This is a genomic window from Actinophytocola xinjiangensis, assembly GCF_001921215.1.
Taxonomy (GTDB): Bacteria; Actinomycetota; Actinomycetes; order Mycobacteriales; family Pseudonocardiaceae; genus Actinophytocola; species Actinophytocola xinjiangensis.
This window is the reverse complement of the sequence record NZ_MSIF01000004.1, coordinates 273,120-298,947: the sequence shown is the minus strand read 5'-3', so window position 1 is coordinate 298,947 and position 25,828 is coordinate 273,120. Positions and strand designations below refer to the sequence as shown.

Here is a 25,828-nt window from a genome sequence, read left to right as displayed (position 1 = left end):
TCTTGTCCCCGACGAAGTGGGCGACCGCATTAGTGGAACAATGCCCGTTGCCCAAACTCATGCAACACTTTCGATTGAACTTCGGGCAATGCTTGCCACTTACCCTTACTGGGCTGACCGGCCCAATCGCCCTACTGCGTCCGGCCCAGCGGCGCACTCGCCGGTGACCAGCCCCTGATTATCCGGCGAATCGATTCACCCCAGGGTTGACCAGGGAAAACGTCGAACACTGTTCCGTATTTCCGCACAGGTCGGGTTTATTCGACGGAAGAATAGAATTCGAATATCGACGATTCGAGTTCCGCCTGTTATTCACCCCGATCCCCAACTATGGGGTCTTGCTCGGGAAAAATATGTGTGATATCAGGGCAACCGCTCGCGCAGCAGTTTGCCGGTGGCGTTGCGCGGCAGCTCCTCGACGAAGACCACCTCGCGCGGCACCTTGTACCGGGCGAGGTTGGCCCGCACGTGCTCGCGCACCCCCTCCACGTCCAGGCTCGCGCCCTGGCGCAGCACCACGTGGGCCTTGAGCCGCTGGCCGAACTCCTCGTCGGGCACCCCGGTCACCGCCGCCTCGGCCACCGCCTCGTGCTCCAGCAGCAGGTTCTCGATCTCGCCGGGGAAGACGTTCTCGCCACCGGAGACGATCATGTCGTCGTCCCGGCCGTCGATGAACAGCAGGCCCCGCTCGTCGAGGTGGCCGAGGTCGCCGGTGGCGAGCAGCCCGTCGAGGACGTCCTTGTGCCGCCCGTCGGTGTAGCCCTCGAAGGCCAGCACGCTGCCGACGAACACCCGCGCGACCACGTTCGGCACGGTGATCCGGCGGTCCTGGTCGTCGTAGAGCGCGACCGTGCAGCCGACCGGCGGGCGCCCGACCGTGCCCGGCGCCTCCCGCCAGTCCTGGGGCGTGGCCACCGTCGCCACCGCGACCTCGGTCGACCCGTACAGGTTGTGCACGACCTCGCCGAACGCCTCGGTCGCCCGGTTGCCCAGCTCCGGCGGCAGCGCGGAGCCGGCGGTGAACACGATCCGCAGGCTGGAGGTGTCGTAGCGGGCCAGCACCTCGGGCCCGAGGTCGAGGATGCGGCGCAGCATCGTCGGCACCACCACCAGCGCGGTGACCCGGTTGTCCTGGATCGCACGCAGCGTCTCCTCCGGGTCGAACCGGCGGCGCATCACGACCGTGGACCCCAGCCCGAAGGAGAGCAGGAACTGCGACAGGCCGGTCCCGTGGAACAGCGGCGCCGCCAGCATCGTCGCCTCGCCGACGCGCAGCGGGACCCGGTCGAGGAACTGCGCGATCGCCAGCGGCGACCTGACCTGGCGCGGCGCGCCCTTGGGGGTGCCGGTGGTGCCGCTGGTCAGCAGGACCAGTCCGCCGGGCCGGCGCGGGTTGGGCAGCCTGCCGTCGTCGACCCCGTCGACCAGCTCCTCCAGGGTCCGCCCGGTGCCCGGCTCGTCGGCCCAGGACAGGAAGGTGGGCACGTCGATGGCGTCCACCAGTCGGGTGAACTCCTGGTCGTGCACGACCGCCGAGACGCCTTCGCGCCGGGCGACGTCGACGAACTGCGGGCGGGCGAACCCGGTGTTCATCAGCAGCAGCCGCGCGCCGAGCTTGCTGGCGGCGATCATGGTGAGCACCGCGCCCCGGTGGTCGCGGGCCAGCAGGGCGATCACCGAGTCCGGCCCGAGCCCGTGGTTGGCGAACACCCTGGCCAGCGCGTTGGACCGGGTGTCGAGTTCGGCGTAGGTGAGCGGGCCGCGTTCGTCGACCAGGCCGACGGCGGTGCTGTCGCGGCCGGCGGCGATCCTGGCCGCGCCGGCGATCGGGCCGAGCTGGCGCAGCCGCACCAGCGAGAGCAGTGCCTGGTCGGGGCGGGTGACGGGCACCAGGCCCGACCGGCGGATGACGTTGAGCCCGCGGACCAGTACCGGAACCTGCGTGAGCGCGTGCCTGACCCGAGTCACCCGTGACCTCCTCGTCGGCTGCCCCTGAACCTACTGGAGAGTTAACTAACGGTCCACCGCCGAACTGTCGGTGCGAGCGCGCACAATGCCGAACATGCAGGTCGTGCAGGTTGTCGTGGTGTCGCCGGAGGCCGACGGTGCCGGCCGGGTACGCGTGCTCCCGTCCGGCGTCGACACCAGTGTGCCCGACCTGGCCTCCTGGATGGCCGCCACGGAGGCCGAGCACGCACCCCGCTGGGTACTGCCCTCGGCCGAGGCGCTCTACCCCGACCTGCTGGCCGCCGGCGTGCGCCTGGCCCGCTGCCACGACCTGCGGCTGGCCGAGGCCATCCTGCTGGCCCACACCGGCACCCCCGCCCGCCCGCGCAACCTGGCCGCCGCCTGGGCCAGGCTGCGCGGCCTGCCCGAACCCGACGACCCGCCCCCGACGACCCGCGACGAGCAGCCGACCCTGTTCGAACCGGACCGCGACCGCCACCCCGCCGGCACCGACCAACTGACCGCCGCCACCGCCGTCCACGACGACCAGCTGCGGCGCCTCGCGCAGGCACCAGGCCTGCGCCTGCTGGTCGCCGCCGAGTCCGCCGGAGCCCTGGCCGCCGCCGAGATGCGCCACCACGGCCTGCCGTGGCGCGCCGACGTGCACGACGACCTGCTCACGCGGCTGCTGGGCCCGCGCACGCCGCCCGGGGTGCGCCCGGCGGTGCTGGCCGGCCTGGCGGAGGAGATCACCGCCGCGTTCGGCCTGACCGGGGCACCGGAGAGCCGCCAGGTCAACCCGGACAACCCGGCGAGCGTGGTGCGCGCGTTCGGCCGGGCCGGCATCGACGTCGCGTCGACCAGGGCCCACGTGCTGCGCGAGATCGACCATCCGGCCGTGGAACCGTTGCTGCGCTACAAGGAGCTGGCCAGGCTGTGGGTGGCCAACGGCTGGACGTGGCTGGACTCGTGGGTGCGCGAGGGCCGGTTCCGCCCCGAGTACGTCGTCGGCGGCGTGGTCTCCGGCCGCTGGGCCACCCGGGGCGGCGCCGCGTTGCAGCTGCCCAAGGCGCTGCGCACCGCCGTGCGCGCCGACCCCGGCTGGTCGCTGGTCGTGGCCGACGCCGCCCAGCTGGAACCCCGCGTCCTGGCGGCGCTGTCCGGCGACCAGGGCCTGGCCTCGGTGTCCACCGGCGTCGACCTCTACGCCCGGCTGGCCGCCGAGGCGTTCGACGGCGACCGCGACCACGCCAAGATCGCCATGCTCTCCGCGATGTACGGCGGCACCGCCGGGGGCGCCGCTGCCCTGCTCGCCACCCTGCGCAAACGCTTTCCCCAGGCGGTCGACTACGTCGAACGCGCCGCGCGGGCCGGCGAGGAGGGCCGAATGGTCCGCTCCCGGCTGGGCCGCACCAGCCCGCCGCCGAGCGAGGCCTGGCGCAACCTGACCGGCGCGTCGGCCACCGACGAGGGCGCCGAACGCCGCTCCCGCCAGGCCGCCCGCGAGTGGGGCCGCTTCACCCGCAACTTCGTCGTCCAGGCCAGTGCGTCGGACTGGGCGCTGACCCTGCTGGCCACCCTCCGCCGCCACCTGTCCGGCGCGCGGGCCCACCTGGTGTTCTTCCAGCACGACGAGGTCATGGTCCACTGCCCGACCGCCGAGGCCGAGGCGGTGACCGAGGCCATCACCGCCGCCGCCGAGGAAGCCACCACGCTGGTCTTCCCCGACACGTCCGTCCACTTCCCCCTGCAGGTCACCACGGTGACCACCTACGCCGACGCCAAGTGACTACGCTCGTCCGCTGTGGACACCACACGTCTGGACCTGGCCCGGATCCGAGCGGCTCAGGACGTGATCGACCCGATCTTCCGCGACACGCCCCTCTACCGCTGTGAGGCCCTGGAGCCGGTGCTCGGCTGTGTCCTGAGCATCAAGCTGGAGACGGCGAACCCGGTCCGCAGCTTCAAGGGCCGCGGAACGGAACTGGTGACGGACCAGGTCGCGGCCGGCGGCCGGCTGGTGTGCGCCAGCGCCGGCAACCTGGGCCAGGCCCTGGCCTGGTCCGCCCGCGCCAGGGGACTGTCGGTGACGGTGGTGGCCTCCCGGTCGGCCCCCGCCACGAAACTCGACCGGATCCGCGCCCTGGGCGCCACCCTGCACGTGGTCCCCGGCGACTTCGACGAGGCCAGGGCCCGCGCCGCCGAGATCGCGCACGAGTCCGGCGCGCGGCTGGTGGAGGACAGCCAGGACCTGGAAACCTGTGAGGGCGCGGGCACGATCGGCCTGGAGTTGGTCGGGCACGCGTTCGACACGGTGCTGATCGCGCTGGGCGGTGGCGCGATGGCCACCGGCGTCGGCCACGTGGTGAAGACCCTCACCGAGGCCGAGGTCGTCTGCGTCCAACCGGCCGGCGCCCCGGCGATGACGCTGTCCTGGCGGGCCGGCCGGGTGATCACCACGCCCACCACCGACACGATCGCCGACGGCGTGGCCGGCCGCCTGCCCATCCCGGAGGTCCTGGACGATCTCCGCTCCACCATCGACGACGCGGTGCTGGTGGAGGAGTCGTCGATCATCACGGCGATGCGCCTGCTGCACGACCACGCCGGCCTGATCGTGGAACCGTCGGCGGCACTGGGCGTGGCGGCGGTGCTCGAGGCGCCCGCCCGGTTCGCGGGCAGGCACGTGGTCACCATCATCTGCGGCAGCAACGTCGACGTCCCCGCCTACCGGGACTGGCTCACCCGCGCCGAAGCACCCCGGAGTCCAGTTCGGTGACGGTCCGATGCCCCGACAGCCCCACGGTGAGGTCGAGGTCGGCCAGCAGGCTCCGCACGACGTGCCGGACCCCGTCCTCGCCGCCCAGCCCCAGCCCGTACACGTAGGGCCGCCCGAGCAGCACGGCGCGGGCCCCCAACGCCAACGCCTTCACCACGTCGGCCCCGGTCCGGATCCCGGAGTCGAACAGCACGGCCATCCGGTCGCCGACGGCCGCGGCGATCTCCGGCAGCACGTCGAGTGAGCCGACGGCGCCGTCGACCTGCCGCCCACCGTGGTTGGACACCACGATCCCGTCCATCCCGGCGTCCCCGGCGCGACGGGCGTCGTCCACGTGCTGGATGCCCTTGAGGACGATCGGCCCGTCCCAGTGCTCACGCAGGAACGGCAGCTGGTCCCACCGCTTGTCGGTGCCGGTGAACATCGGAATCCAGTGCAGGATCGCCGCCGTCGGGTCGTCCTCCGGGGTCGCGGCCAGCCCGGCGCGGAAGGCCGGGTCGGAGAACGGGATCGCCGTCCCGATGCCCCGGATGAACGGCAGGTAGGCGCCGTCGAGGTCACGGGTGCGCCACGCCAGCGTCCACGTGTCCAGCGTGACGACCAGCACCGAGAACCCGGCCGCCTTGGCCCGCGACAGGATGCTGACGGTCACCTCGTTGTCGTTGGGCCAGTACAGCTGGAACCACCGCTGACCGTCCCCATTGGACTCAGCAACCTCTTCGATGGTGTGCGACGAGGCGGTGGACAGCACCATCGGCACGCCGAGCGAGGCCGCCGCCCTGGCCGTGGCCAGTTCGCCGTCCGCATGCACGATCGACTGGACCCCGACGGGCCCGAGCATCACCGGTGCCACCATCGACGTTCCCAGAACCGTGGTCGACAGGTCGCGCTGGGTGGCGTCGGTCAACATCCGGGGAACGATCCGCCACCGGTCGAAGGCCTCCCGATTGGCCAGAACCGTGGCCCCGCTGCCGGCCCCACCCTCGACGTAACCGAACGGCCCGCTCTCGAACCGCTCCCGCGCGACGGCCTCCAGCGCGGTGGCGTCAGTGGTGAAGATCGGCAGCTGCCCCCCGAGCCCCTGCAGATAAATCTCGTTCTGATAACCACCCAGGTTGGTCATCCCGCTTCTCCCTGGGGTCCGAGGGAATCCCCGGGCCCCATCTGCCGAGGCGGAAACTGCGGCACCCCCGGAGGCGGCCCCTGCTGGTTACGCCCCCGCGGCACAGCCGCGACCTGCGGCGCGAACTGCGGGCGCCCCAACACCGGCTCCCCCGGCATCGACTGTCCCCGTGCCCGGCCTTCGGCGCCCGAGCCCGCCGGCGCACGCGGCCCGGCCTGGGGTCCCGGACCGGTCTGCGCACCCGCCTGCGCGCCCGGCATTCCCGGACCTGCCGGCCCTGGACCCGCCTGAGCCGGTGAACCCGGCCCTGCCGGCGATCCCGTTCCGCCCTGGGATCCCGGGCCCGCCTCCACCCAGGCGCTCCACCCGGCCGGCGAACCCGCGGGTGGGGGCGGCTGCGACGACGACTGCGACTGTGGCATCCCCGGCTGCGCCGGCGAGTGCGGCGACCCGACCGGCGGCTGCGAACCCGGCCCGCCCTGGGAACCCGGCTGCGGCAACGAACCCGGTTGCGCCAGCGGACCCGGGCCCATCGGCGCCGGCCTTGCGGACCCCGGCTGCGCGAACGGCTGCCCGGGTGTCATCGGCGTCTGCTGGCCAGGCCCACCGAACCCACCGCCGGGAGCAAACCCTTGCCCCGGCGGGAAACCCTGGCCGCGTTGGACGGTGGGCGGTGGGGCGTACCCGCCCGGCGGCGGCGCGATCGGCTGCCCGCCAGGCCCGGGCTGGGCGGCCGGCGCCTCGCTGGCGGCCCCGCCGAGGAACTTCACGCCGAGTAAGGCGACCCCCACGAGTCCGAGGACCACCCCGAGCCAGGGCTGCATGGGCTCGGCCCATTCGAGGATTCGGAACTGCATGTCGAACGAGTACAACAGCACCGAACCGAGCCCAAAGAAGGTGAGCAAACCACCGATCCGAACCACGATCTTCCCCTATCCCCGCGCCAATTCGCGCACCCTAGTCCCTGGCACGCCAGATCCGCCACAGTCCGATCCAACTGTTTGCGGCTGCGACCGACCCGCCACCGAGCGCCGTCAGCAACGCCGCCCGAGACCCCGATCCCAGCACCAGCAACACAATCCACCCGAGAATCGACAGTACCGACACTGCCGCGAACGCGGCCGACACCGTCACCGCTGGCTCCCGTGTGGACAGTTCGGACAGTGGCACCCGCACCGGCAGCTCCCGCCACCCGCGCCAGGCCAACAATGCCACGAACGCCACGACGCCCAGCCCGAGCCACGCCAGCGAACGGCTCGGCGCCGGCGCTCCGGCGATCACCAGCGCCAGCGCGCCGACCGCCAGCCACGCCCCGATCCGCCGCACCAGCATCAGCGACGCCACCCGCTCGATCCGGCCGAACCGGGCGGTGCCCAACCGGACGGTCGGGCGGGTGACCCGGCGCGGGTCGCCCGGTGGCCGGGCGGCGATCGTGGCCAGTTTGACCGCGATCTCCTCGTTGTCCTGGTCGAGCCGGCTGGCCTCGGTGTAGGCGGCCTCGGCCACGCGCCAGTCGTGCGCCAGGGTCGCGGTGTCGCCGAGAATCTCGTGCGCGCGGGCCTCGTCCGGGGCGAGGGACACCGCCACGCCGGCCGAGCGGACCGCGTCCGCCGGCGTGTCGTGGGCCAGCGCCTCGGCCAGCGTCACGTGGCAGCGCCAGTCGGCGGCGTCGCGGCGCACGGCCTCGCGCGCGGACACCACGGCCTCGTCGTGGCGGCCCAACTCGACCAGCGCGAGACTGGCCAGCCGGTGCGCCCACGACCACTCGCCGAGCACCATCGCGCGTGTGGCCGCGGCGAGCGACTCGTCGGGATCGCCGGCCTCGAGATGGGCGGCCGCGAGCCGGCACCACGCCGCCGCGTGCTCCGGGAACCGGTCGAGGGCGGCGACCAGCATCGCGATCGCCGAGTGCTGGCGCCCCTGGGCGGCCAGCTCGTCCGCCCGGACCAGCACGGATTCGATCGTCCCCACCATCGTGATCCTCCCCGGAGCTACCCCATCATGCTGGCGAGGTCGCCCGCAACGAGCTTGGCCGGTTCCACCCGGACACCGTTGTCGACCAGCGCGCCCAGCGCCTCGCCGTCGTCCCACAGGTTCACGTTCATCGCCGCGCGGACGGCGCCGTCGCGCAGCCAGAACGCGATGAACTCGCGGGCGGCGAGGTCGCCGCGCACGACGAGTTCGTCGGTGGCCGGGTCGGCCAGGCCGCGGAACTCCATGCCCAGGTCGTACTGGTCGGAGAAGAAGTACGGGCTCGCGGTGTACGGGTCGTGCGCGCCGAGCAGGTTGCGGGCCACGTGCGCGCCCTGGTCCTTGGCGTTGGCCCAGTGTTCGATCCGCAGCCGGCCCGGGTGGCGCGGGTGGTCGTGGGCGGCGAGGTCGCCCACGGCGTACACGTCCGGCGCCGAGGTGCGCAGGCCGGCGTCGACGGCGACACCGCCCTCGGCGAGGTCCAGTCCCATCGCCCGCGCCAGCTCGACCCTCGGCGCCGCGCCGACGGCGAGCAGCACCAGGTCGGCGGGCAGGGTGGTGCCGTCGTCCAGGCTGACGCCGGTGACGGTGCTCTCGCCGGTGAACCCGGTGACGCCGGTCCCGAGCCGCCAGGTGACGCCGTGTTCGGTGTGCAGGTCGCGGAACACGCCGGCGACGGTGTCGCCGAGCACGCCGCGCAGCGGCAGCGACACCGGGTCGATCACGGTGACCTCGGCGCCGTGGGACCGGGCGGCTGCCGCGACCTCGCACCCGATCCAGCCGCCGCCGACGATCACGACGCGGGTGCCGGCGGTCAGTTCGGCGCGCAGCGCGCGGGAGTCGTCGAGGGTGCGCAGCGTGCGCAGGCCGGCGAGCCCGGCGCCGGGGAGTTGTTCCAGGCGGCGCGGGGTGGAGCCGGTGGCCAGCAGCAGCCGGTCGAACGGGTGGCGGGTGCCGCCGGCCTCGACGACCTCGTGGTCGCCGACCGAGCTGACCACGGTCGACAGGCGCAGGTCGATGTCGCGCTCGGCGTAGAAGGACTCGTCGTGCACCCAGTCCGGGTCGGTGGCCTCGCCCAGGAGAATGCCCTTGGACAGGGCCGGCAGCTCGTAGGGCCGGTGGGTGTCCTGGCCCAGCAGGACCAGCTGCCCTGAGTAGCCCTGGGCACGCAGTTCGCCGGCCGCCGTCGCACCGGCGAGCCCGGTGCCGATGATCACGATACGGGTCGGATCGGCCATGGTGATCACACCCTTTCGAGAGTATTGCCTGGTTCTGAACGAAGGTGGACGAACCGCCGTCACGTAGGCTGCGCCGACACGTCCCATGGGTATACGGCGCCAGCGTTGGCGTAGTTCAGTAACGGTCCGAGGATGGGGATAGTGGACAACCACAAGGAGTGGTCGATCACGTGTCGCGACGTCGCCGGGCGGCGCCGGGACCTCACGGTGTTCGTCCGACAGGGACGGGTCGTGCTGGTCGCGCCGCCGGGTGAGACAGCGGTGCTCGCGCCACTGGACGTCGGCCGGTTGCGTGCCGCCCTGCGCGACGCCGTGCTCGACGCCTCGGTGGTCGAGGGCGGATAGGTCACACCCCTGGCCAGGTGTGGACGGGTTCGTTGCTGTGCATGTGGGTGGCGTAGCGACGGGTCATCTCGCGCAGTGCCTGCCCGCGGCTGACCGAGGTGGTCTGCTCGAGCGCGTGCACGGTGTCGACCTGCCAGGTCGCGCCGTTTCGACCGCTGATACAGCGCTGTTCGATGACGCCCAGCAACCGGTCGCGGTCGGCCGGGTCGACGCCCCAGGCGTCGAGGCCGTCGTGGGCCAGGGGCAGCAGCCGGCGCAGCACCAGTTCGTTGACCGGCACCTCGCCGATGCCCGGCCAGTACACCCGCGCCCCGATTCCCTCCCGCGCCGCGGCGTGGAAGTTCTCCTCCGCGGCCGAGAAGCTCATTTGTGTCCACAGTGGACGATCTTGGTCGGCGAGCGCCCTGACCAGCCCGAAGTAGAGCGCCGCGTTGGCCATCACGTCCACGACGGTCGGCCCGGCGGGCAGCACCCGGTTCTCCACCCGCACGTGCGGCCGCCCGTCGACGACGTCGTAGATGGGCCGGTTCCACCGGTAGACGGTGCCGTTGTGCAGCCGAAGCTCGGACAGCGACGGAGTTCCGCCGCTGGCGAGCACCTCGGCCGGGTCCTCGTCGTCGCTGAGCGGCAGCAGCGCCGAGTAGTAGCGGACGTTCTCCTCGAACAGGTCGAAGATCGAGGTGATCCACCGGTCGCCGAACCAGACCCTCGGCCGCACGCCCTGGGCCTTGAGTTCCTCGGAGCGGGTGTCGGTGCTCTGCTCGAACAGGATGATCCGGCTCTCCGCCCACAGCTGTTTGCCGTACAGGTAGGGCGAGTTGGCGCCGACCGCGACCTGCACGCCGGCGATGGCCTGGCTGGCGTTCCAGTAGCGGTCGAAGGTGTCCGGCGCGACCTGCAGGTGGTACTGGACGCTGGTGCAGGCGCTTTCCGGGGCGATCGTGTCGGCCTGGGTGGTCAACCGCTCCCGCCCGGCGATGTCGATCTCCAGGTTCTCGCCCCGGGCAGCGAAGATCTGCTGGTCGAGCAGCTTGTAGCGCTGGTTCTCGGAGAGGGTGTCGGGGCCCATGTGCTCGTCCTGGAGGGTGGGCAGGATCCCGATCATGACGATGTTCGAGCCGGACAGCTCGGCCTTGTGCTCGGCGGCGTTGAGGCTGGCGCGCAGGCTGGACTCGAAGTCGGCGAGCCCGGCGGGCCCGAGCGGCCGGGGCGAGAGGTTGATCTCGATGTTGAACCGCCCGAGCTCGGTCTGGAAGGCCGGGTCGGCGATGGCCGCGAGGACGTCGGAGTTGCGCATGGCCGGCTCACCGGCGGCGTCGACCAGGTTGAGTTCGACCTCGAGCCCGGTCATCGGCCGTTCGGTATCGAACCGTGACTCGGACAGCATCTGGGCGAACACGTCCAGGCACTGCCGGACCTTCTGCCGGAACCGCTGCCGGTCGGCACGGGTGAACTCGGTCCGCTCGACATCCTTGCCCATCGGCCTCGCCTCCGGTTCCGAGATCAAACAAGCGTAGCGGGCTAAGCTCCCTCGGGTGACGGACAACCTGGTCTGGATTGACTGCGAGATGACCGGCCTCGACCTGGGCAAAGATGCCCTGATCGAGATCGCCGTCCTCGTCACCGACTCCGAACTCACCATCCTCGACGACGGCCTGGACGTGGTCATCCACGCCGAGGACGACGTCCTGGACGGGATGCCCGATGTCGTGCGGGACATGCATGCCAGGTCCGGCCTGACCGAGGCCGTCCGCCAGTCGACGGTCACTCTGGAGGACGCCGAGAAACAGGTGCTGGACTATGTGCGCCGGCACGTCCCCGAGGCCCGCACGGCGCCACTGTGCGGGAACTCGATCGCCACGGACCGCGGGTACATCGCCCGGGACATGCCGGCCCTGGACGCGCACCTGCACTACCGGATGGTCGACGTGTCGTCCGTCAAGGAGCTGTCCCGCCGCTGGTACCCGAGGGTGTACTACGCCCAGCCCGACAAGGGCCTCACCCACCGGGCCCTGGCCGACATCCGCGAGTCGATCCGCGAACTGCGCTACTACCGGAGCACGGTTTTCGTCCCGCTGCCCGGCCCCACCAGCGACCAGGCCAAGGCCGCCGCCGAAGCCCTGGTCAACAACGACAAGTAACCGATTGCGAGCCCCGCCGGGGCACGCGTTACGATGATGTCCGCCGCCAGACCTTGGCGGTGATGGTGGGTGTAGCTCAGCTGGTAGAGCACCTGGTTGTGGTCCAGGATGTCGCGGGTTCAAGTCCCGTCACTCACCCCAAGTTTTCGCAGGTCAGAGGGGGTACGGGGCAGGCCGTATCCCCCACGGGAACCAGCAGTGTCCCCCAGGTGAGCTTTGTGATCTCGCACACATCTTCCTTTCTGTCTCGGGTCACAGTCACAGCGCTCCGCCGTCACATCGCAGCGCCGACCAGCCGCCGACCAGCCGCACAGTCGACCCGCCCACCCAGCCGCCGCGCCCACGAGCGACACCACCCGCACAGCCGCCGCGCCCACGGGTGACACCACTCGCACAGCCGAAGACTCCGCATGGCCGCCACACCGCGCGGAAGGCCCGTTGGTCGGGCGGTGGCCACGCCCTAGACACAACGGCCGCGGTCGGCTCGGATCGGCGGTTCTGGTTCTGGCAGCGATGGCATGGACGTGACGGGGTCTCGGCCCTGTGGCGGGTCGAATTCAGCTTGGCACCCACAGTCGACTCGACCTGGTCTCTCGGGCGCGACGGGGGACGTCGTCGATGGAGCGCAAGCGCCGAACGCTCCGGATCGAACGGCGGCTGCGTCTCATCGGGACCGCAACGTCGTCCGTGGTGACGCCGCGGAACTGCGGGGTTGTGGGGTTACTCGTCTTCAGGACCTCCTTGGGGTCGAAATTGGTTGGTCACCAGGCGATCGCGCCTCCCGCTCCGACGAACGTTCCCGTTTCGGCGGTGGCGGGGAGGGTGGCGGCCTGGACGACCACTTCCGCTGCTTCCTCGGGGCTGGTGGGGGCCTGTTCGCGGCTGATGGGGGTCAGGTCGGTGCGGACAAAACCGGGGCAGACCGAGGTGACCTTGATGGTGGTGTCGGTCAGTTGCTTGGCCAGGGCGATCGTGATGTTGTTCAGGGCCGCCTTGGAGCTTTGGTAGGCCGGCATGACCATCGAGTAGTACGGCGACGACGGGTTGGTCTGGTCGGCGAGTGAGCCCATCGTCGAGCTGACGTTGACGACGCGGCCCCCGGCGGAGCGCCGTAACAGCGGGAGCATCGCTTCCAGTACGGCTACCGGGCCGAACAGGTTCGTGGCGAACGTGCGCTCGAACATGGCGAGGTCGACGATCTCCTTCGGCTCGGAGTTGGTGACCTCCGGGAGGATGCCCGCGTTGTTGACCAGGACGTCGAGGCTGCCGAACTCGTCGTCGATCCAGCGCGCGGCGGCGTGGATCGTGGCGGGGACGGTGACGTCCAGGACGACGCCGCGGGCGCCCACCTCCTCGGCGGCGGCCCGGGCGTCCTGTTCCCGGCGGGCGGCGATGATGACGGTCAGGTCGAGGGCGGCGAGGCGGCGGGCGACCGCCAGGCCGATGCCACGGTTGCCGCCGGTGATGAGTGCTGTCTGCATGGTGGGAAGACGCGTGGGGGTGCCGAAACGTGAGGTCCGGATTTCGGATCTCACGTTCTCCCTCTCCCACGCGTCTACGGTGTGATGAACATGCAGGAGCCATTCGAACGAGCCGTCGAGCAGCACGGGGCCACCGTGCTGCGAGTGTGCCGCGCGGTGCTCGGGCCCGAGGCGGACGCTGACGACGCCTGGTCGGAGACGTTCCTCGCCGCGATGCGCGCGTGGCCGGAGTTGCCGGAGGACACCAACGTCGAGGCCTGGCTGGTGCGCGTCGCCAAACGCAAGGCGATCGACCTGGCCAGGGCGCGCTCCAGACAGGCGATCCCCACCGACGAACCGCCGGAGGGCCCGGCGCCGGCCGACCATCCCGACGCGGAGGGCCTGTGGGACGCGGTGGCCGCGCTCCCCGAGCGACAACGCCTCGCCGTGGCCTACCACTACCTGGGTGGGCTGCCGCACGCCGAGACGGCGGAACTGATCGGCAGCAACGCCGAGGCGGTACGCCGCGCCACGGCGGACGGGATCAAAGGCCTGCGCCGGACCTATCACACGGACACATCACCGAAAGGAGCACCCCGATGACCGCAGACCAGTACACACCCCCCGACGGACACCTCGGGGGCCACACCGACGACCAACCCGACCACACCACGCACACCGACACGCACACCGACCCCGACGACGAGAGCACGGGCGGGGACGAGGGCACGGACGGCACGCCGGGCGAGATCCAGTACACCGACAGCGTCGAGGAGAACCTCACGAGGCACCTGATGGCGCTGAAGATGGATCTGGCCACGCGCGCGGAGCGGGGCGGCGTGCTCGACATCGCCTTTCACGAAGTGGACAGTCCGGTCGGCCGGTTGCTGCTCGCCGCCACGGCCAAGGGGGTCGTGCGGGTCGCCTTCGAGCGCGAGGGGTTCGACGACGTCCTGGAAACCCTCGCCGAGAAGATCAGCCCGCGGGTGCTGTCCTCACCCCGGCGTCTCGAACCGGTCGCCAGGGAGCTGGACCAGTACTTCGACGGTCAGCTCCGTGAGTTCACCGTCCCCAAGGACTACTCGCTGTCCGAAGGGTTCCGGCTGGCCGTCCAACAGCACCTGACCGACATCGGGTACGGGCACACCGCCTCCTACAAGGAGGTCGCCGATCTGGTCGGCAATCCCAAGGCGGTTCGGGCGGTCGGCACGGCGTGTGCCACCAACCCGTTGCCGGTCGTCGTCCCCTGCCACCGGGTCGTGCGTTCCGACGGCACCCCCGGTGGCTACGTCGGTGGCCTCGACGCGAAGCAGACCCTCCTCACCCTGGAGAACGAGATGGTCAGCGGTTGCCCTTGACCCACTCCGGCCACGGGATCTGCCAGTCACCGAGGCCGTCCCAGGACTCCAGCCTGGGACCGCCGGAGTTCTTGACGACGATGATGTCGCCCTTCTGGGAGATCCGCTGCAACCAGGCGGCGTTCTCGGTGGTCATGTTGATACAGCCGTGACTGACGTTGCGGTGGCCCTGATCGCCGACCGACCACGGGGCCGAGTGGTAGAAGATCCCGCTGTTGGACATCCGGGTCGCGATCTCGACATGGGTCCGGTAGCCGAGCGGTGAGTCGGCCGGCACGCCGTAGGTGCTCGAGTCCATTGTGTAGTTCGTGTGCTCGCTCATCACGACATACGTGCCGAACGGGGTCTCGTTGCCGGGTTTACCCATCGCGATCGGAATCGTCCGGACGACCTTGCCGTCGATCGCCACCGTCATCTGATGGGTGCCGCCGTCTGCCACGGCCGTGATCGCCTTACCGACAGTGACGTTGGCGACACGGTCCTCGTTGCCGAAAACACCGCCGCCGAAGTTCCTGCCGTAGATGGTGGCCCGAACCGAGATCTTGGTGCCCGACGGCCAGTACTCCTTCGGTCGCCAGTGGACCTCACTGTCGTTGAACCAGTAGAAGGCACCCGTGACATGCGGCGTGGTCGTGATCTGGATCGCCTGCTCGGCCGCCCGCTTGTTCGGGATGTCCACGTCGAAGTAGAACGCCAGCGGCTGGCCGACGCCCACCGTCTGCCCGTCCTGCGGGTTCATCGACAGATCGGCCTTCAGCCGCGGCGTGATCGTCCTGAACGACGAGGTCAGCGACGCCGGCTTGCCGTCGGAGCCTTCCGCCTTCGCGCTGACCGTGTACCTGCGGTCGAACCCGAGCGGCTCGGCGGCCTGCCAGGTCGTCGAGTCCGGTGACAACGTTCCTGCCACCGGCCGGCCGTCGTCGTTCTTCAGCGCGACCTGCGTGATCCGCCCACCCACGGCGGCGACCGTGATCGGATCGCCCGGAGCGACGTCCGCGGCCTTGTTCCCCGGCGAGATCGACAGTTTCACCGGCGTCCCCGGCGGTTTGGGCCTGGTCGACGCCGTCTGCTCACCTCCGGCCTGCTCGACCGGATCGGCCGTCGTGCCGCTCGTGCACGCACTGGCCAGTGCGACCGTGACCAAAGCCACGACCGCGGTTCCCCACCAACGTCCCTCACCCCGTCCAGCCATTGCCCACCCCACAGATTTGTCCAGCTCCTACCACCCTGGGTCTAGTCTGCCGGATCCCCCAATCGTGTGGACACGGATGGGTGCAGGTCGCGAAAGGGAATCCGGTTTCGGTGGCCTCCGGGAGCCGTGCTACGGTTTCGCCGTCACGGTGGGGGGCAACCTCCAGACGGGCGCCGCTAGCTCAACTGGCAGAGCAGCTGGCTCTTAACCAGCGGGTTCGGGGTTCGAGTCCCTGGCGGCGTACCTTTTGGCCGGCCCTGCGAGGTTGCTGATGCAGCATCGCAGGGCCGGCCGTAGTTATTTCTGGGACAGGGCACCAGCACCGCGATCGGTAGGGCGGATCGTGACTTCGAGACCTTCACGGATCCACGAGGAGTAACCACGTGTCGGGGTTCACCAGTCTCCGTGAGGTTATGTCGGCCGAGCAGTCATCCCGGGACTGGATGCGCCGGAGCAGCTCCTGGCCTGGGGCGTGGGCCACAAGGAACCCGACCTGTACGGCTGGATCATGACCTCCGCCCTGGCGGACGAGTGGCCGGTCGTGGTGTGGAGACGGCAGGAAACCCCGGACTTCGTCCACTTCGACATGGGCATGGTCGATTTCCTCCATCGGCTGACGACCGGGGACCTACCGGAGAACCCCGCGAGCAACGACCTGGTCTGGGGCCTGCGGAAGCCGTATATCGGCTGGCGAGCGACACTCACGTGAACGACGGCTCGGCGGCCCCGTTAGCGGGCTTCACCGTGGTCACGGCGACGGAGCACCGGTCGGCACCGCCGCCTGCTCGTCGTCGGTTCGCCGAGCACGTCTACCAGCAGTTCCCGGTTCCTGTGCCGTACCGTCAGCGATACGACTGACCTGCGGTGTGGTGTTCGCGCACCGTCGGGGACCGTCCGTTGTGGCCGGTCGGGAGCGAATACTCGGTGTCCTGCCGGTCCCGGAAGCCACACAATGGCTCGCATGCCCCTGACCACCCCCGTCCTGGACACCGATCGCCTGCGGTTGCGGCCGGTCACCGGCGCCGACGGCGACCGTCTTTTCGCGCTGCACAGCAGCGCCCACGTGATGCGCTACTGGGATTCCCCGCCGTGGAGCGAGCGGGCCCGCGCCGATCGCTTCGTCGCGGTCAGCCACAGGATGGCCGAGGAGGGCACCGGCGCGCGGCTGGCCATCGACCGCGGCGCCGACGGGGCCTTCGTCGGCTGGTGTGCTCTGACCGGCTGGGACGCGGACAACCGCAGCGCCGAACTGGGCTATGTGCTCGACGCGGCGATGTGGGGTCACGGTTACGCCACGGAAGCCGCGCGGGCCGTGCTGCGGTGGGCCTTCGACACCCTGGACCTGAATCGGGTTCAGGCCGAGACCGATACCCGCAACGTGGCCTCCGCCCGGGTCCTTGAGAAGATCGGCTTCGTGCGCGAGGGGACGTTGCGGGAGAACTGTGTGGTGAACGGCGAGGTGTCCGACTCGTGGGTGTTCGGGCTGCTCCGCCGGGACCGGTGACCACACCGTGACGCTTCCCTACCCGGACGCCGGACAGTGCGTCCCGCTGCTGAAGGTCGCCGGCGCGGTGCTCGCCGACCTGCGGGAGTGGACCGCTGCCGCCCTGCCCGGCCACGACGACCTGCCGTTGGTGAGCCTCGCGTTCGGGGCGGCGGTCGTCGGGCCGTGGGCCAGCGCCGACCAGCTGCGGCTGCCCACCCGCATGGCCGCCTGGGCCTACGCCCTCGACGACCACCTCGAACTGCGGGCCACCGACGCCGACGACCTCGTCGACCGCTGTCTGGCCGTCGTCCGGACAGGGCAGGCCGACACCAGCCACCCGCTGCTGACCAGCCTGTCCGCCTGGAACCAGGAGCTGACCAGCCTGCCCGGCTACCCACCGCTGGACACGCTGTGGCAGGCGAAGTTCGCCAGCTGCCTGCGCGGCCACCGCTACGACTGGGTCGCCGGCCGCACCCGAGAACGCGGCACCGTCGCCGAGTACCTCGACCACGCCGACAGCATCTCGCTGTGGCTGGTGAACCTGCCCCGCTGGGTGGCCTACGGCGGCCCCGACCTCCCCGCGCACCTCGACGTGCTCGTCCCGGCCGTGGACGACCTGTCGATGGCGGTGCGGCTGGCCAACGACCTCGCGACCATCGACCGCGAACGCGACCAGCCGGGCCAGAACAACATCCTGATGTACGACGGCGTCACCGCCGACTGGGTACGCGGCCGGGTCGCCGAGCGTCTCACCGCGATGCGACGCCGCCTGGAACCACTGCTCACCAGCGACTTCCTGCCCGCGGTCGGGGTCGTTCGGCTGTCGGAGTGGGCCATCGGCGTCTATCAGGGCACCGATCTGCGGACCCTGACGCCGCCGTAGCGGGGAGGGCTCCCGTGGCGCCGTCGTTACCGTACGCGCCGACATGCCACCGACATGCCACGGAGAACTGAGATGAAACGAGCCTGTCTAGCGGGTCTGACCCTGGTGCTCGCGGCCGGACTGGTGGGGGTCGCCGACACGGTCGCCCTGGCGGAGGGGGATCCGCTGCCGGTCACCGGTGTGCGGGCCAGCGGCGACGACGGCAACGTGCCGGCCAACACCCTCGACAACGATCTGGACACGCGCTGGTCCGACGAGGGCGACGGCGTGTGGATCGAGTACGACCTCGGGTCCGCGCGGACCGTCGGCTCGGTGTCGCTGGCCTGGCACAAGGGCGACGAGCGGACCTCCAGCTTCGAGATCCGGCTTTCCGCCGACGGGTCGTCGTGGACGACCGTGCTCTCCCGGCGTGACACCAGCGGCGCCACGCTGGAGTTGGAGAACCACGACTTCGCCGACCGCTCCGCGCGCTACGTCCGGATCGTCGGCCACGGCAACCCGGTCAACGACTGGACCTCCATCACCGAGACCACGGTCAACGCGGCCGACGGCGGCGGGGGCGGCGACGAGTGCGCCTACCCGGCCGACGTGCTGGACCTGCGGAACTGGTACATCGGCCTGCCGATCGGCGAGGAGGAGAGTCCGCTCAACATCAGGCAGCCGGAGCTGGCGACCTACTCGATCGACCCGTGGTTCCGTGCCACCGACGACTGCGCGGCGGTCCAGTTCCGCGCGGCCGTCAACGGGGTGACCACCAGCGGCTCGAACTATCCGCGCTCGGAGCTGCGGGAGATGACCGACTCGGGGCAGGAGATGGCCGACTGGTCGTCCACGTCCGGCACGCACACGATGGTGATCGACCAGGCCATCACCGCCACGCCCGAGGGCCGGCCCAACGTCGTCGCCGGCCAGATCCACGACGACAGCGACGACCTGTCGGTGTTCCGGTTGGAGGGCAGCAAGCTCTACGTCACCGACGAGAACGAGAAGCACACCCTCATCACCGACGAGTACGTCACCGGCACCCGGTTCCAGGCCAAGTTCGTGGTCAGCGACGGCAAGATCCGCGCGTACTACAACAACGAGCTCAAGGCCACCCTGTCCAAGAGCTTCACCGGCGGCTACTTCAAGGCCGGCGCCTACACGCAGGCCAACTGCGGCAACGCCTCCCCGTGCAGCTCGGGCAACTACGGCGAGGTCGAGATCTACGGCCTGACCGTCACCCACACCGACTGATCCGCCCGGGTCCGCCCGGGGCGCGACGGCCCCGGGCGGGCACCGGTCAGCGCGGCGGCCGCCAGAGGTGGAGGCTGGCCTGCGCGGACATCGCCACCCGGCCGTCCGCCAGGACGGTGCACAGGCGGTAGGGAACGCGCCGAGGTCGGTGACCGCGCCGTTGGTGACGCGGACCCGGGACAGCCGCCCGGCGACGCGGACGCAGAGCGCGCAGGTTTCGGTCAAGGCCGGAATATGGTCGGGGCGGGTGGGTACCACAAGGACGGTTCGCTGCCCGGCCGACGACCGGAAGTGGTTCAGCTGGGCAGTCGACCAATGGTCACGGTACCCAGCTTGGTTTCCAGGAACCGTCGGTGCCCGCGAGTAGGCTGGCAACCGGGGGGCGGAGGCCCACCCCAGCCCTGACCTGATGGCGCTCGGGGCAGCGGGCCTCGAAGCTCGCGGGACGGTTTGGGCCTGGACCGTTGCGTTTCGTCGCGGCTGCCGGGTTGGCTGATCCCTTCCCGGCGAGCGGGGGTGGGCGTCTAGCTCTGTCGCCGGGCGAACAGCATTCCCGACGGGGAGTCCCCGTTGAGTTGGATCTCCGCCTCCACCGCGAATCCGGCATCGCACAGCCACCCGCTGACCCGTGTCAGTGGGCGTCGGTGCACCTGGACCTCCATCGGCAGGCCGCCGTAGCCGGAGGTCTTCAGTCGCACCTCGTCGCCGGTGTGGAAGCCCAGTTGCAGTGGTGCCCCGGGGCGCAGGACGCGGTGGAAGTCCTCGAGTGCCAGGGGAATCACGTCGTCCGGGAGGTGGATGAGGGTCCACCAGGACAGCACGCCGGCGACCGAGCCGGTCGCCAGCGGCAGGGTTGGCATCGCACCGACCAGGAAGGCGAGGTCGGGGTGTTCCCGGCGGGCCACGTCGATCATTCCGGGTGCGAGGTCCAGGCCGAAGGTGTTGACGCCCAACGCCTTCAGGTGTGCCGTCACGTGTCCGGGGCCGCAGCCCACGTCGGCAACGGGTGCGTCGGCGTCGCGTAGTTCCTCGGCCAGGTGTGCCAGTGCTGTGCGGAGGTAGGGGTGGTGCGACAGGGCGTCGCGCGTGAGGTCCGCGTAGTTGGCGGCCACCGTGTTGTAGGAGGTTTGGGTCGGGGACGGCATCGGTCCAACCTAGCGGCGGGGTTCTCCCCGGTAGTGGCCGAAGGACCAGTAGTTGCCCTCGGGGTCGGCGATGCTGAACTCGCGGTTGCCGTAGTCCTGGTCGGCCAGCTCGCTGACGATCGTCGCGCCGGAGGACCTGACGCGCTCGTACAGTGCGTCGACGTCGTCGGTGACCACGTACATGCCGGCGGTTCCCGGCTCGCGGGTCCAGGCTCGGCCGGGGCGGTGGGAGCCCAGCATGACGCCGCCGCCTTCCGGCCAGTCGAGTTGGGCGTGGGCGACCAGGTCACCGTCGGCGTAGACGGCTGTCTTCTCGAAGCCGAGGGTGTTGACCAGGAAGTCGATCAGGGCTGGTGCGTTCCTGGCCTGCAGGGTGGGCCAGACGGTCTTGTTCGGTGTGTTCATGACGGCCAGTCTTGCGCGCGTTGGTGGGCGCCGGCTTGGATGTTTTGGCGTTCCTCGGTGAGCCAGCGGGTCGGGCTCGTGCCGGTGTACTGCTGGAAATCCCTGACCAGGTGGGAATGGTCGAAGTAGCCGCAGGCGCTGGCGATACCGGCCAGGTCCAGCGGCTGCGCCGCGCGCACGAGGGACGCCATCCGCTGTCTGGTGTACTCGAAGCGCATCAGGCGGGACACCGCTTTGGGCGACAGGCCGATCTCCTGGCGGAACACCGTGGTCAGCTGGCGTTGGCTCAGCAGCACGTGGTTGGCGAGGCCGGCCATCGAACCCGTCCCCCGGTGCCAGGCGATCCAGCGCCACGCCTCCGCCACCTCCGCGCGCGGCTCGCGGACCCGCCCGTCGCGGCGGTCGCGCAGATAGCCGCGCAGGGCGGCGAACCGTTCGGGCCACGTGTCCAGTTCGGCCAGTTGTTCACGCAGGCTCGACGCCGACGCGCCGAGGATGTCGGCACCCTCGGTGGTCAGGGCGCGCAGTTCACCGGCCGGGACGCCGAACAGCTCCCTGGCCGCCAGCGGGCGCACGGCCAGTTGGATACCGGCCTGCACCGGCGGTTGGGCGATGTAGGCGGGGCTGGTGTGCAGGCCGCCGACGACGATCTGGTTGCGGTAGGCCCCCGGGCCGTGCGCGTGCGCCGGCGACAGGCCGGTGACGATCGGGTCGTCCAGGCTGAACACCACGGTCAGTGACGGGGAGGGCAGGCCCCGGTGGGTCACCGGTGTCGCACCGGCGATGCGGTACCCCACCGCCGACACGACGGCGTCCGGCGCGAGACCCGGAACGCTCACGAACTCGGCCTGCACACCGCCACGGTAGCTCGCACACGCCACGAAAGCTCACGACAGGTGCGCGAGCACGTTGACCACCGTCCCACCTGGATCCTCGACGAAGAACCGCCGCACGCCCCACGGTTCGTCGGTCAACGGGTAGGTCACGCGCAGGCCACGGCGGCGCACCTCGGCGTGGGCCTGGTCGACGGCGGCCGGGGTGCCGACGTCGATGCCGAGGTCCGCGCTCGGTGTCCCAGGTGGAGTGACGATGACCTGGGCGGCCGGGGTGTCCGGCGAACGCAGGCCCAGCACCGGGTCGGTCATGGTCACCTCCAGGCCGAGCACGTCGACGTAGAAGTCGCGGGAGGCGTCCAGGTCACGGCCGCCGGCATAGGGAATGATTCGTGTGATCATGCCGCCACCGTGCCATCCCGACCCGGCCGGTGGCTTGGACGGATCGGCGGTCCCCCGGTGGTCGTGGGGACGCGTTCCCCCTGGTCGCGCACCGTGATCACCCGGACGCGGATCACGGGTCTTCTACACTCCGGTGAACCCGCTGGGAAGGTGTTCATGGAGTTCGTGGTGTTCGGGACGATCGGGGTCCGGCAGGACGAGGAGTCCGCCCCGCTGTCCGGACGCCTCGCGCGGACCCTGCTCGGTGTGCTGCTCATCCGGCGCAACACCCCCGTGTCCGTGGACGTCCTGGTCGACGCGCTGTGGCCGGGCGACGCACGCACCGGCGCGGCGCGGCGGCTGCAACTGCACGTCTCCCGGCTGCGCACGCTCGTCGGCGACCCCGCGCGGCTGGTGTTCGAACAGGACGCTTACCAGCTGACCGTGCGGCCGGGCGAGCTGGACGCGCAGACCTTCGAGGACCTTCTCGACCAGGCGACCGAACTCGCCGACACCGACCCCGTGCGCTGCGCCGCCCTGGTCCGCGAGGCCCTGGGTCTGTGGCGCGGCGAACCCTACGGCGGACTGGACCTGCTGCTGGTCGCCGACGAGGCGCGCCGGCTCGGGGAACGGCGCCTCGCCGGGCTGGGTCTGTTGTACCGGGCCGAGATCGGCGCCGGCCGGCACGCTGAGGTCCTGCCCGAACTCGTCGACCTCGCCGCCCGCCACCCCCTCGACGAGCGCCTGCACGGCGTCCTGATCACCGCGCTGCACCGGTGCGGGCGGCCCGCCGACGCGCTGGCCGCCTACCGCACCATCCGCCGCAACCTGGTCGAGGAGCTGGGAATCGAGCCGGGCGCCGAGCTGCGCGAGCTGGAAGCGCGGGTGCTGGCCGGCGAACCGATCGCGCCGGCCGGGGGCACCCCGCCGGTCCAGCGCGCCGAGGTCCCCGCGCAGCTCCCCCGCCGGGTGCGCACGTTCGTCGGCCGCGACCACGAGCTCGCCGACCTCGACGACCAGCAGCGCGCCGGGGACGACACCGGGGACGACACCGCGCCCGTGGTGGTGATCTCCGGGACCGCGGGCGTCGGCAAGACCACCCTCGCGCTGCGCTGGGCCCACCAGGTCCGCGACCGTTTCCCCGACGGCCAGCTCTACGCCGACCTGCTCGGCTACAGCCCGCGGCAGCCGGCGTCGGCCGGGGACGTGCTCGCCGGGTTCCTGCGCGCGCTCGGGGTCGACGGCGCCGCCATCCCGCACCGCCTGGCCGAACGCGCCGCCCGGTTCCGCACGCTGCTGCACGGCCGGCGGATGCTGGTCGTGTTGGACAACGCCGCCAGCACCGAGCAGGTCCGGCCGCTGCTGCCGGGCGGCCCACCGGCGTTCGTCCTGGTCACCAGCCGTGACGCGCTGGCCGGGCTGGTCGCGATGCAGGACGCCCACCGGATCATGCTCGACCGGCTGCCCACCGCCGAGGCCGAGACGCTCGTGCGGTCGCTGCTCGGCGACCGGGCCAGCGCCGAACCGGCGGCCACCCGCGCCCTGATCGACCGCTGCGCGCGGCTGCCGCTGGCTCTGCGGGTGGCCGCCGAGCTGGTCCGCGCGCACCCCACCACCAGCGTCGCCGGGCTGGTCGCCGAACTCGCCCAGGAGCAGGGGCAGCTGGACTGGTTGAGCATCGACGGTGACCCGAGCACGGCCGTCGGCGCGGTGTTCTCCTGGTCCTACAAGCATCTGAGCGATCCCGCCGGGCGCCTGTTCCGGCGCTTGGGCCTGCCGAGGGGCCGCGATCTGGACGTGCACGCGCTGGCCGCGCTGGCCGGCACCCCGCTGGCCCGCACCCGCCGCGTGCTCGACGAGCTGATCAGGGCGAATCTGGTGGAGCAGACCCAGGACGGCCGGCTGCGCCAGCACGACCTGCTCCGCGCGTACGCCGCCGACCTGGCGGTGGCCACCGACTCGGAGGCCGACCGGCACGCGGCGCTGGCCCGCCTGTTCGACCACTACCTGCGCTGCGCGGCGCGGGCCATGGACGCCGTCGCGCCCTACGCGGCGGCCGTGCGCCCCACGGTCGCCGGCACCGACCTGGTGACCCCCGACCTGTCCACCCACGACCTGGCGGTCGCCTGGCTGGACGCCGACCGGGCGAACCTGCTGCTGGCCGTGGAGCACGCCGCGGAGCTGCGCTGGGCGGAGTTCCCGGCGTCGCTGTCCGGGGTGATCGGGCGCTACCTGTCGATGGGCGGGTTCCACGAGGAGGCGCTCGGTGTGCACGAACGCGGCCGGGTCGCCGCCCGGGCCCTCGGGGACCGGGCAGCGCAGGCGCGGGCGTTGATCCACCAGGGCGTGGCCAGCAAACAGCTCGGCCGGGCGGAGTCGTCGCTGGTGGCCTGCCAGCAGGGGCTGGTGCTGGCCAACGCGATCGGCGACCGGGCGTTGGAGGCCACGGCGCTCAACAACATCGCGATCGCGTTGTTCACCGCCGGCCGGCTGCGCGCGGCGGCCGACGCGGTGGCGCGGGCGTTGGCGCTCTACCGGGAGCTGGCCCAGACCGGCATGCTGGTCGTCCCGCTGTACAACCTGGGTGTGCTGCGCTGGCGGCTGGGCGAGCGGGCCGAGGCGACCCGGCTCTTCCACGAGGCGTTGGAGGTCGCCGAGCGGGCCGGCAACCTGGCCATCCAGTCGGCGGCGCTGTGCGGGTGCGCCAGGGCGCATCTGGGGCGGGGTGATCCCGAGGCGGCGATCGAGGCGGCGCGCCGCTCGGTGTCGCTGGCCTGTGAGAGCGACGACCGGGGCGCCGAGGTGGAGGCGCGGTACGTGCTGGCGGTCAGCTACCGCCGGCTGGGCCACCCGGAGGCGGCGTGGCGCCAGCACGAGCAGGCGGTGGCGGTGGCCAGGGCCATCGGCGACAACATTCTGCTGGTGGAGGCGCTGAACCGGTTCGCGGAGACCCAGGCGGCGCTCGGCGCGCGGACCGGGGCGCTGCGGCTGCACCGGGAGGCCGTGGAGACCGCGACCGCCGCCCGCTACCGCGACGAGCTGGCGCGGGCGCACACCGGCCTCGGCGACGTCTACGCCGATCTCGGCCGGGCGGAGGCGCGCACGCACTGGGAGCTGGCGCGGGCGATCTACCAGGAGCTGGACCTGCCGGACGTGGCCGAGCTGGACGCGAAACTCACCGGCTGACCGGTCACCCGGTGGCCTCGGCGACGTCCCAACCGCCGGTCTTGGCCATGTTGTCCAACGAGGACTGCTGGTGGGGCAGCGGCGGGAAGGTCGTCGCGGTGATCTCGATCTGGGTCAGGTTCTCCTCGTAGCCACCCATGACGAGGGCGGCGTCGGCGATCAGGTCACCGACGGTCCTGACGAACTCCGACAGCGCGCTGCCGAGTTCCCAGACCTCCACGACCGAGGACATGTTGACCACGTTGGCGGCGGTGCTGGACATGAAGCGCAGGACGTCGCTGTAGGTCGTGTGGACGAGCATGATCGCCTCGGCGACCCGGGAGCCGATCTCGGTCATCCTGTCCGAGGTGGTGACGACCCTTTCGAAGATGTCCTCCAGGTAGTTGGAGAACGCGTCGAACGCGCCGCCGTCCCAGTAGAAGTCGACGTTGTTGCGTTCGTCCTCCAGGGTTTCCTTGACCGTCAACGACGCCGTGGACAGTTCCGCCCAGCCGATGCCGATGTCCCTGGCGACCGTCCAGTCGCCGAGGAACGTGCGGATGGTGTCCATGGTGGCCAGGATGGCGATTTCGAAGGTGGCGGCCGCGGGGTTGAGCAGCACCACGATCGAGTCGACGTAGGCCGCCCTGTCCCGCAGGGTCTCGGCATCGCTGTCGGGGAACGGTTCGGGGGTCAGGTGTTTCAGTTCACCGGGAGAGACCGGGGAGGTCATCGGGGCT

23 protein-coding genes and 2 tRNA genes are annotated in these 25,828 nt (G+C 71.2%); 13 read left to right on the top strand and 12 right to left on the bottom strand.

The features are described from left to right. Positions 1 to 363: 363 nt before the first annotated feature. Positions 364 to 1,968: an acyl-CoA synthetase gene (locus tag BLA60_RS11810; protein WP_075132852.1), complete on the bottom strand. Its 1,605-nt coding sequence runs from the start codon at positions 1,966 to 1,968 to the stop codon at positions 364 to 366. A 94-nt stretch (positions 1,969 to 2,062) separates the two neighbouring features. On the opposite strand from BLA60_RS11810, the gene BLA60_RS11805 reads away from it, so the two are divergent. Both BLA60_RS11805 and BLA60_RS11800 read left to right on the top strand, forming a co-directional pair. Beyond that, the gene (locus BLA60_RS11805) at positions 2,063 to 3,736 is read left to right on the top strand and encodes a bifunctional 3'-5' exonuclease/DNA polymerase (RefSeq protein WP_075133004.1); all 1,674 of its coding nucleotides are present in this window, start codon (positions 2,063 to 2,065) and stop codon (positions 3,734 to 3,736) included. A 15-nt stretch (positions 3,737 to 3,751) separates the two neighbouring features. Then, entirely contained in the window at positions 3,752 to 4,726 is a 975-nt protein-coding gene (locus BLA60_RS11800) for a threonine ammonia-lyase (protein ID WP_075132851.1), read from the top strand. On the opposite strand, the gene BLA60_RS11795 is transcribed toward BLA60_RS11800, so the two are convergent. The 3 genes from BLA60_RS11795 to BLA60_RS11785 all read right to left on the bottom strand — a co-directional run bounded on the left by BLA60_RS11795 (position 4,689) and on the right by BLA60_RS11785 (position 9,058). After that, positions 4,689 to 5,849 carry a lactate 2-monooxygenase gene (locus BLA60_RS11795; protein ID WP_075132850.1) on the bottom strand — a complete coding sequence of 387 codons (1,161 nt, stop codon included), beginning with the start codon at positions 5,847 to 5,849 and terminating at the stop codon, positions 4,689 to 4,691. The genes BLA60_RS11800 and BLA60_RS11795 overlap by 38 nt on opposite strands. A 957-nt stretch (positions 5,850 to 6,806) precedes the next feature. Beyond that, complete coding sequence (locus BLA60_RS11790; RefSeq protein ID WP_075132849.1) at positions 6,807 to 7,823, bottom strand: tetratricopeptide repeat protein; 1,017 nt, start codon at positions 7,821 to 7,823, stop codon at positions 6,807 to 6,809. A gap of 17 nt (positions 7,824 to 7,840) precedes the next feature. Continuing rightward, positions 7,841 to 9,058, bottom strand: coding sequence for an NAD(P)/FAD-dependent oxidoreductase (locus BLA60_RS11785; RefSeq protein ID WP_075133003.1), 1,218 nt, complete (start codon positions 9,056 to 9,058; stop codon positions 7,841 to 7,843). 132 nt (positions 9,059 to 9,190) lie between these two features. Here BLA60_RS11785 and BLA60_RS11780 point away from each other — a divergent pair, with 132 nt between their 5' ends. Next, a complete protein-coding gene (locus BLA60_RS11780) occupies positions 9,191 to 9,403 on the top strand; it encodes a hypothetical protein (RefSeq protein ID WP_075132848.1) in 213 nt (70 codons plus the stop codon). 1 nt (position 9,404) lies between these two features. Here the strand turns inward: BLA60_RS11780 and BLA60_RS11775 are convergent, their stop codons facing one another. Continuing rightward, positions 9,405 to 10,883: a glutamate-cysteine ligase family protein gene (locus BLA60_RS11775; RefSeq protein ID WP_075132847.1), complete on the bottom strand. Its 1,479-nt coding sequence runs from the start codon at positions 10,881 to 10,883 to the stop codon at positions 9,405 to 9,407. 55 nt (positions 10,884 to 10,938) lie between these two features. Between BLA60_RS11775 and orn the strand changes: the two genes are divergently transcribed. Beyond that, positions 10,939 to 11,544, top strand: coding sequence for an oligoribonuclease (gene orn / locus BLA60_RS11770; RefSeq protein WP_075132846.1), 606 nt, complete (start codon positions 10,939 to 10,941; stop codon positions 11,542 to 11,544). Between the two features lie 65 nt (positions 11,545 to 11,609). Continuing rightward, positions 11,610 to 11,685: transfer RNA gene (locus BLA60_RS11765), tRNA-His, on the top strand. A 620-nt stretch (positions 11,686 to 12,305) separates the two neighbouring features. Here BLA60_RS11765 and BLA60_RS11760 read toward each other — a convergent pair. After that, entirely contained in the window at positions 12,306 to 13,151 is an 846-nt protein-coding gene (locus tag BLA60_RS11760; protein ID WP_211288693.1) for an SDR family NAD(P)-dependent oxidoreductase, read from the bottom strand. Between BLA60_RS11760 and BLA60_RS11755 the strand changes: the two genes are divergently transcribed. After that, on the top strand, positions 13,116 to 13,607 hold the full coding sequence (locus BLA60_RS11755) for an RNA polymerase sigma factor (protein WP_075133002.1): 492 nt from the start codon (positions 13,116 to 13,118) through the stop codon (positions 13,605 to 13,607). The genes BLA60_RS11760 and BLA60_RS11755 overlap by 36 nt on opposite strands. Next, positions 13,604 to 14,362 carry a methylated-DNA--[protein]-cysteine S-methyltransferase gene (locus tag BLA60_RS11750; RefSeq protein ID WP_425427050.1) on the top strand — a complete coding sequence of 253 codons (759 nt, stop codon included), beginning with the start codon at positions 13,604 to 13,606 and terminating at the stop codon, positions 14,360 to 14,362. The genes BLA60_RS11755 and BLA60_RS11750 overlap by 4 nt, the downstream gene beginning before the upstream one ends. On the opposite strand, the gene BLA60_RS11745 is transcribed toward BLA60_RS11750, so the two are convergent. After that, positions 14,346 to 15,512, bottom strand: a complete 1,167-nt coding sequence (locus BLA60_RS11745; RefSeq protein WP_245811940.1) for a L,D-transpeptidase — start codon at positions 15,510 to 15,512, stop codon at positions 14,346 to 14,348. The two genes, BLA60_RS11750 and BLA60_RS11745, sit on opposite strands and share 17 nt — an antisense overlap. A gap of 212 nt (positions 15,513 to 15,724) precedes the next feature. Between BLA60_RS11745 and BLA60_RS11740 the strand changes: the two genes are divergently transcribed. The 5 genes from BLA60_RS11740 (at position 15,725) to BLA60_RS11720 (ending at position 19,159) form a co-directional block, all read left to right on the top strand. Continuing rightward, positions 15,725 to 15,797 (top strand) — tRNA-Lys (locus BLA60_RS11740). Between the two features lie 265 nt (positions 15,798 to 16,062). Beyond that, positions 16,063 to 16,263 carry a hypothetical protein gene (locus BLA60_RS11735; protein ID WP_154814284.1) on the top strand — a complete coding sequence of 67 codons (201 nt, stop codon included), beginning with the start codon at positions 16,063 to 16,065 and terminating at the stop codon, positions 16,261 to 16,263. A 252-nt stretch (positions 16,264 to 16,515) separates the two neighbouring features. Continuing rightward, the gene (locus tag BLA60_RS11730) at positions 16,516 to 17,058 is read left to right on the top strand and encodes a GNAT family N-acetyltransferase (protein WP_075132843.1); all 543 of its coding nucleotides are present in this window, start codon (positions 16,516 to 16,518) and stop codon (positions 17,056 to 17,058) included. Positions 17,059 to 17,065: 7 nt separating this feature from the next. Continuing rightward, positions 17,066 to 17,923: a terpene synthase family protein gene (locus BLA60_RS11725; protein ID WP_075132842.1), complete on the top strand. Its 858-nt coding sequence runs from the start codon at positions 17,066 to 17,068 to the stop codon at positions 17,921 to 17,923. Between the two features lie 72 nt (positions 17,924 to 17,995). Further along, entirely contained in the window at positions 17,996 to 19,159 is a 1,164-nt protein-coding gene (locus BLA60_RS11720; protein WP_084734849.1) for a polysaccharide lyase family 7 protein, read from the top strand. Between the two features lie 524 nt (positions 19,160 to 19,683). On the opposite strand, the gene BLA60_RS11715 is transcribed toward BLA60_RS11720, so the two are convergent. From BLA60_RS11715 to BLA60_RS11700, 4 genes are read right to left on the bottom strand one after another with little or no spacing between them, the layout of a single operon-like run. Further along, entirely contained in the window at positions 19,684 to 20,304 is a 621-nt protein-coding gene (locus tag BLA60_RS11715; RefSeq protein ID WP_075132841.1) for a class I SAM-dependent methyltransferase, read from the bottom strand. A 9-nt stretch (positions 20,305 to 20,313) separates the two neighbouring features. Next, positions 20,314 to 20,709: a VOC family protein gene (locus BLA60_RS11710; protein ID WP_075132840.1), complete on the bottom strand. Its 396-nt coding sequence runs from the start codon at positions 20,707 to 20,709 to the stop codon at positions 20,314 to 20,316. Then, positions 20,706 to 21,563, bottom strand: coding sequence for an AraC family transcriptional regulator (locus tag BLA60_RS11705; protein ID WP_075132839.1), 858 nt, complete (start codon positions 21,561 to 21,563; stop codon positions 20,706 to 20,708). The genes BLA60_RS11710 and BLA60_RS11705 overlap by 4 nt, the downstream gene beginning before the upstream one ends. Positions 21,564 to 21,596: 33 nt before the next feature. After that, positions 21,597 to 21,944 (bottom strand): VOC family protein, encoded by a 348-nt coding sequence (locus BLA60_RS11700; RefSeq protein ID WP_075132838.1) that lies wholly within the window; start codon positions 21,942 to 21,944, stop codon positions 21,597 to 21,599. A gap of 156 nt (positions 21,945 to 22,100) precedes the next feature. On the opposite strand from BLA60_RS11700, the gene BLA60_RS11695 reads away from it, so the two are divergent. Then, on the top strand, positions 22,101 to 25,109 hold the full coding sequence (locus BLA60_RS11695; RefSeq protein ID WP_084734848.1) for an AfsR/SARP family transcriptional regulator: 3,009 nt from the start codon (positions 22,101 to 22,103) through the stop codon (positions 25,107 to 25,109). A gap of 4 nt (positions 25,110 to 25,113) precedes the next feature. On the opposite strand, the gene BLA60_RS11690 is transcribed toward BLA60_RS11695, so the two are convergent. Beyond that, the gene (locus BLA60_RS11690; RefSeq protein ID WP_075132837.1) at positions 25,114 to 25,821 is read right to left on the bottom strand and encodes a hypothetical protein; all 708 of its coding nucleotides are present in this window, start codon (positions 25,819 to 25,821) and stop codon (positions 25,114 to 25,116) included. Positions 25,822 to 25,828 lie beyond the last annotated feature (7 nt).

Bases quoted from the DNA above. Each gene is read 5' to 3' on its own strand.
- BLA60_RS11720 (WP_084734849.1), top strand. From the start codon at position 17,996: ATGAAACGAGCCTGTCTAGCGGGTCTGACCCTGGTGCTCGCGGCCGGA.
- BLA60_RS11785 (WP_075133003.1), bottom strand. From the start codon at position 9,058: ATGGCCGATCCGACCCGTATCGTGATCATCGGCACCGGGCTCGCCGGT.
- BLA60_RS11750 (WP_425427050.1), top strand. From the start codon at position 13,604: ATGACCGCAGACCAGTACACACCCCCCGACGGACACCTCGGGGGCCAC.
- BLA60_RS11690 (WP_075132837.1), bottom strand. From the start codon at position 25,821: ATGACCTCCCCGGTCTCTCCCGGTGAACTGAAACACCTGACCCCCGAA.
- BLA60_RS11730 (WP_075132843.1), top strand. From the start codon at position 16,516: ATGCCCCTGACCACCCCCGTCCTGGACACCGATCGCCTGCGGTTGCGG.
- BLA60_RS11755 (WP_075133002.1), top strand. From the start codon at position 13,116: ATGCAGGAGCCATTCGAACGAGCCGTCGAGCAGCACGGGGCCACCGTG.
- BLA60_RS11805 (WP_075133004.1), top strand. From the start codon at position 2,063: ATGCAGGTCGTGCAGGTTGTCGTGGTGTCGCCGGAGGCCGACGGTGCC.
- BLA60_RS11735 (WP_154814284.1), top strand. From the start codon at position 16,063: ATGACCTCCGCCCTGGCGGACGAGTGGCCGGTCGTGGTGTGGAGACGG.
- BLA60_RS11780 (WP_075132848.1), top strand. From the start codon at position 9,191: ATGGGGATAGTGGACAACCACAAGGAGTGGTCGATCACGTGTCGCGAC.
- BLA60_RS11790 (WP_075132849.1), bottom strand. From the start codon at position 7,823: ATGGTGGGGACGATCGAATCCGTGCTGGTCCGGGCGGACGAGCTGGCC.
- BLA60_RS11710 (WP_075132840.1), bottom strand. From the start codon at position 20,709: ATGAACACACCGAACAAGACCGTCTGGCCCACCCTGCAGGCCAGGAAC.
- BLA60_RS11700 (WP_075132838.1), bottom strand. From the start codon at position 21,944: ATGATCACACGAATCATTCCCTATGCCGGCGGCCGTGACCTGGACGCC.
- BLA60_RS11695 (WP_084734848.1), top strand. From the start codon at position 22,101: ATGGAGTTCGTGGTGTTCGGGACGATCGGGGTCCGGCAGGACGAGGAG.
- BLA60_RS11775 (WP_075132847.1), bottom strand. From the start codon at position 10,883: ATGGGCAAGGATGTCGAGCGGACCGAGTTCACCCGTGCCGACCGGCAG.
- BLA60_RS11715 (WP_075132841.1), bottom strand. From the start codon at position 20,304: ATGCCGTCCCCGACCCAAACCTCCTACAACACGGTGGCCGCCAACTAC.
- BLA60_RS11795 (WP_075132850.1), bottom strand. From the start codon at position 5,849: ATGACCAACCTGGGTGGTTATCAGAACGAGATTTATCTGCAGGGGCTC.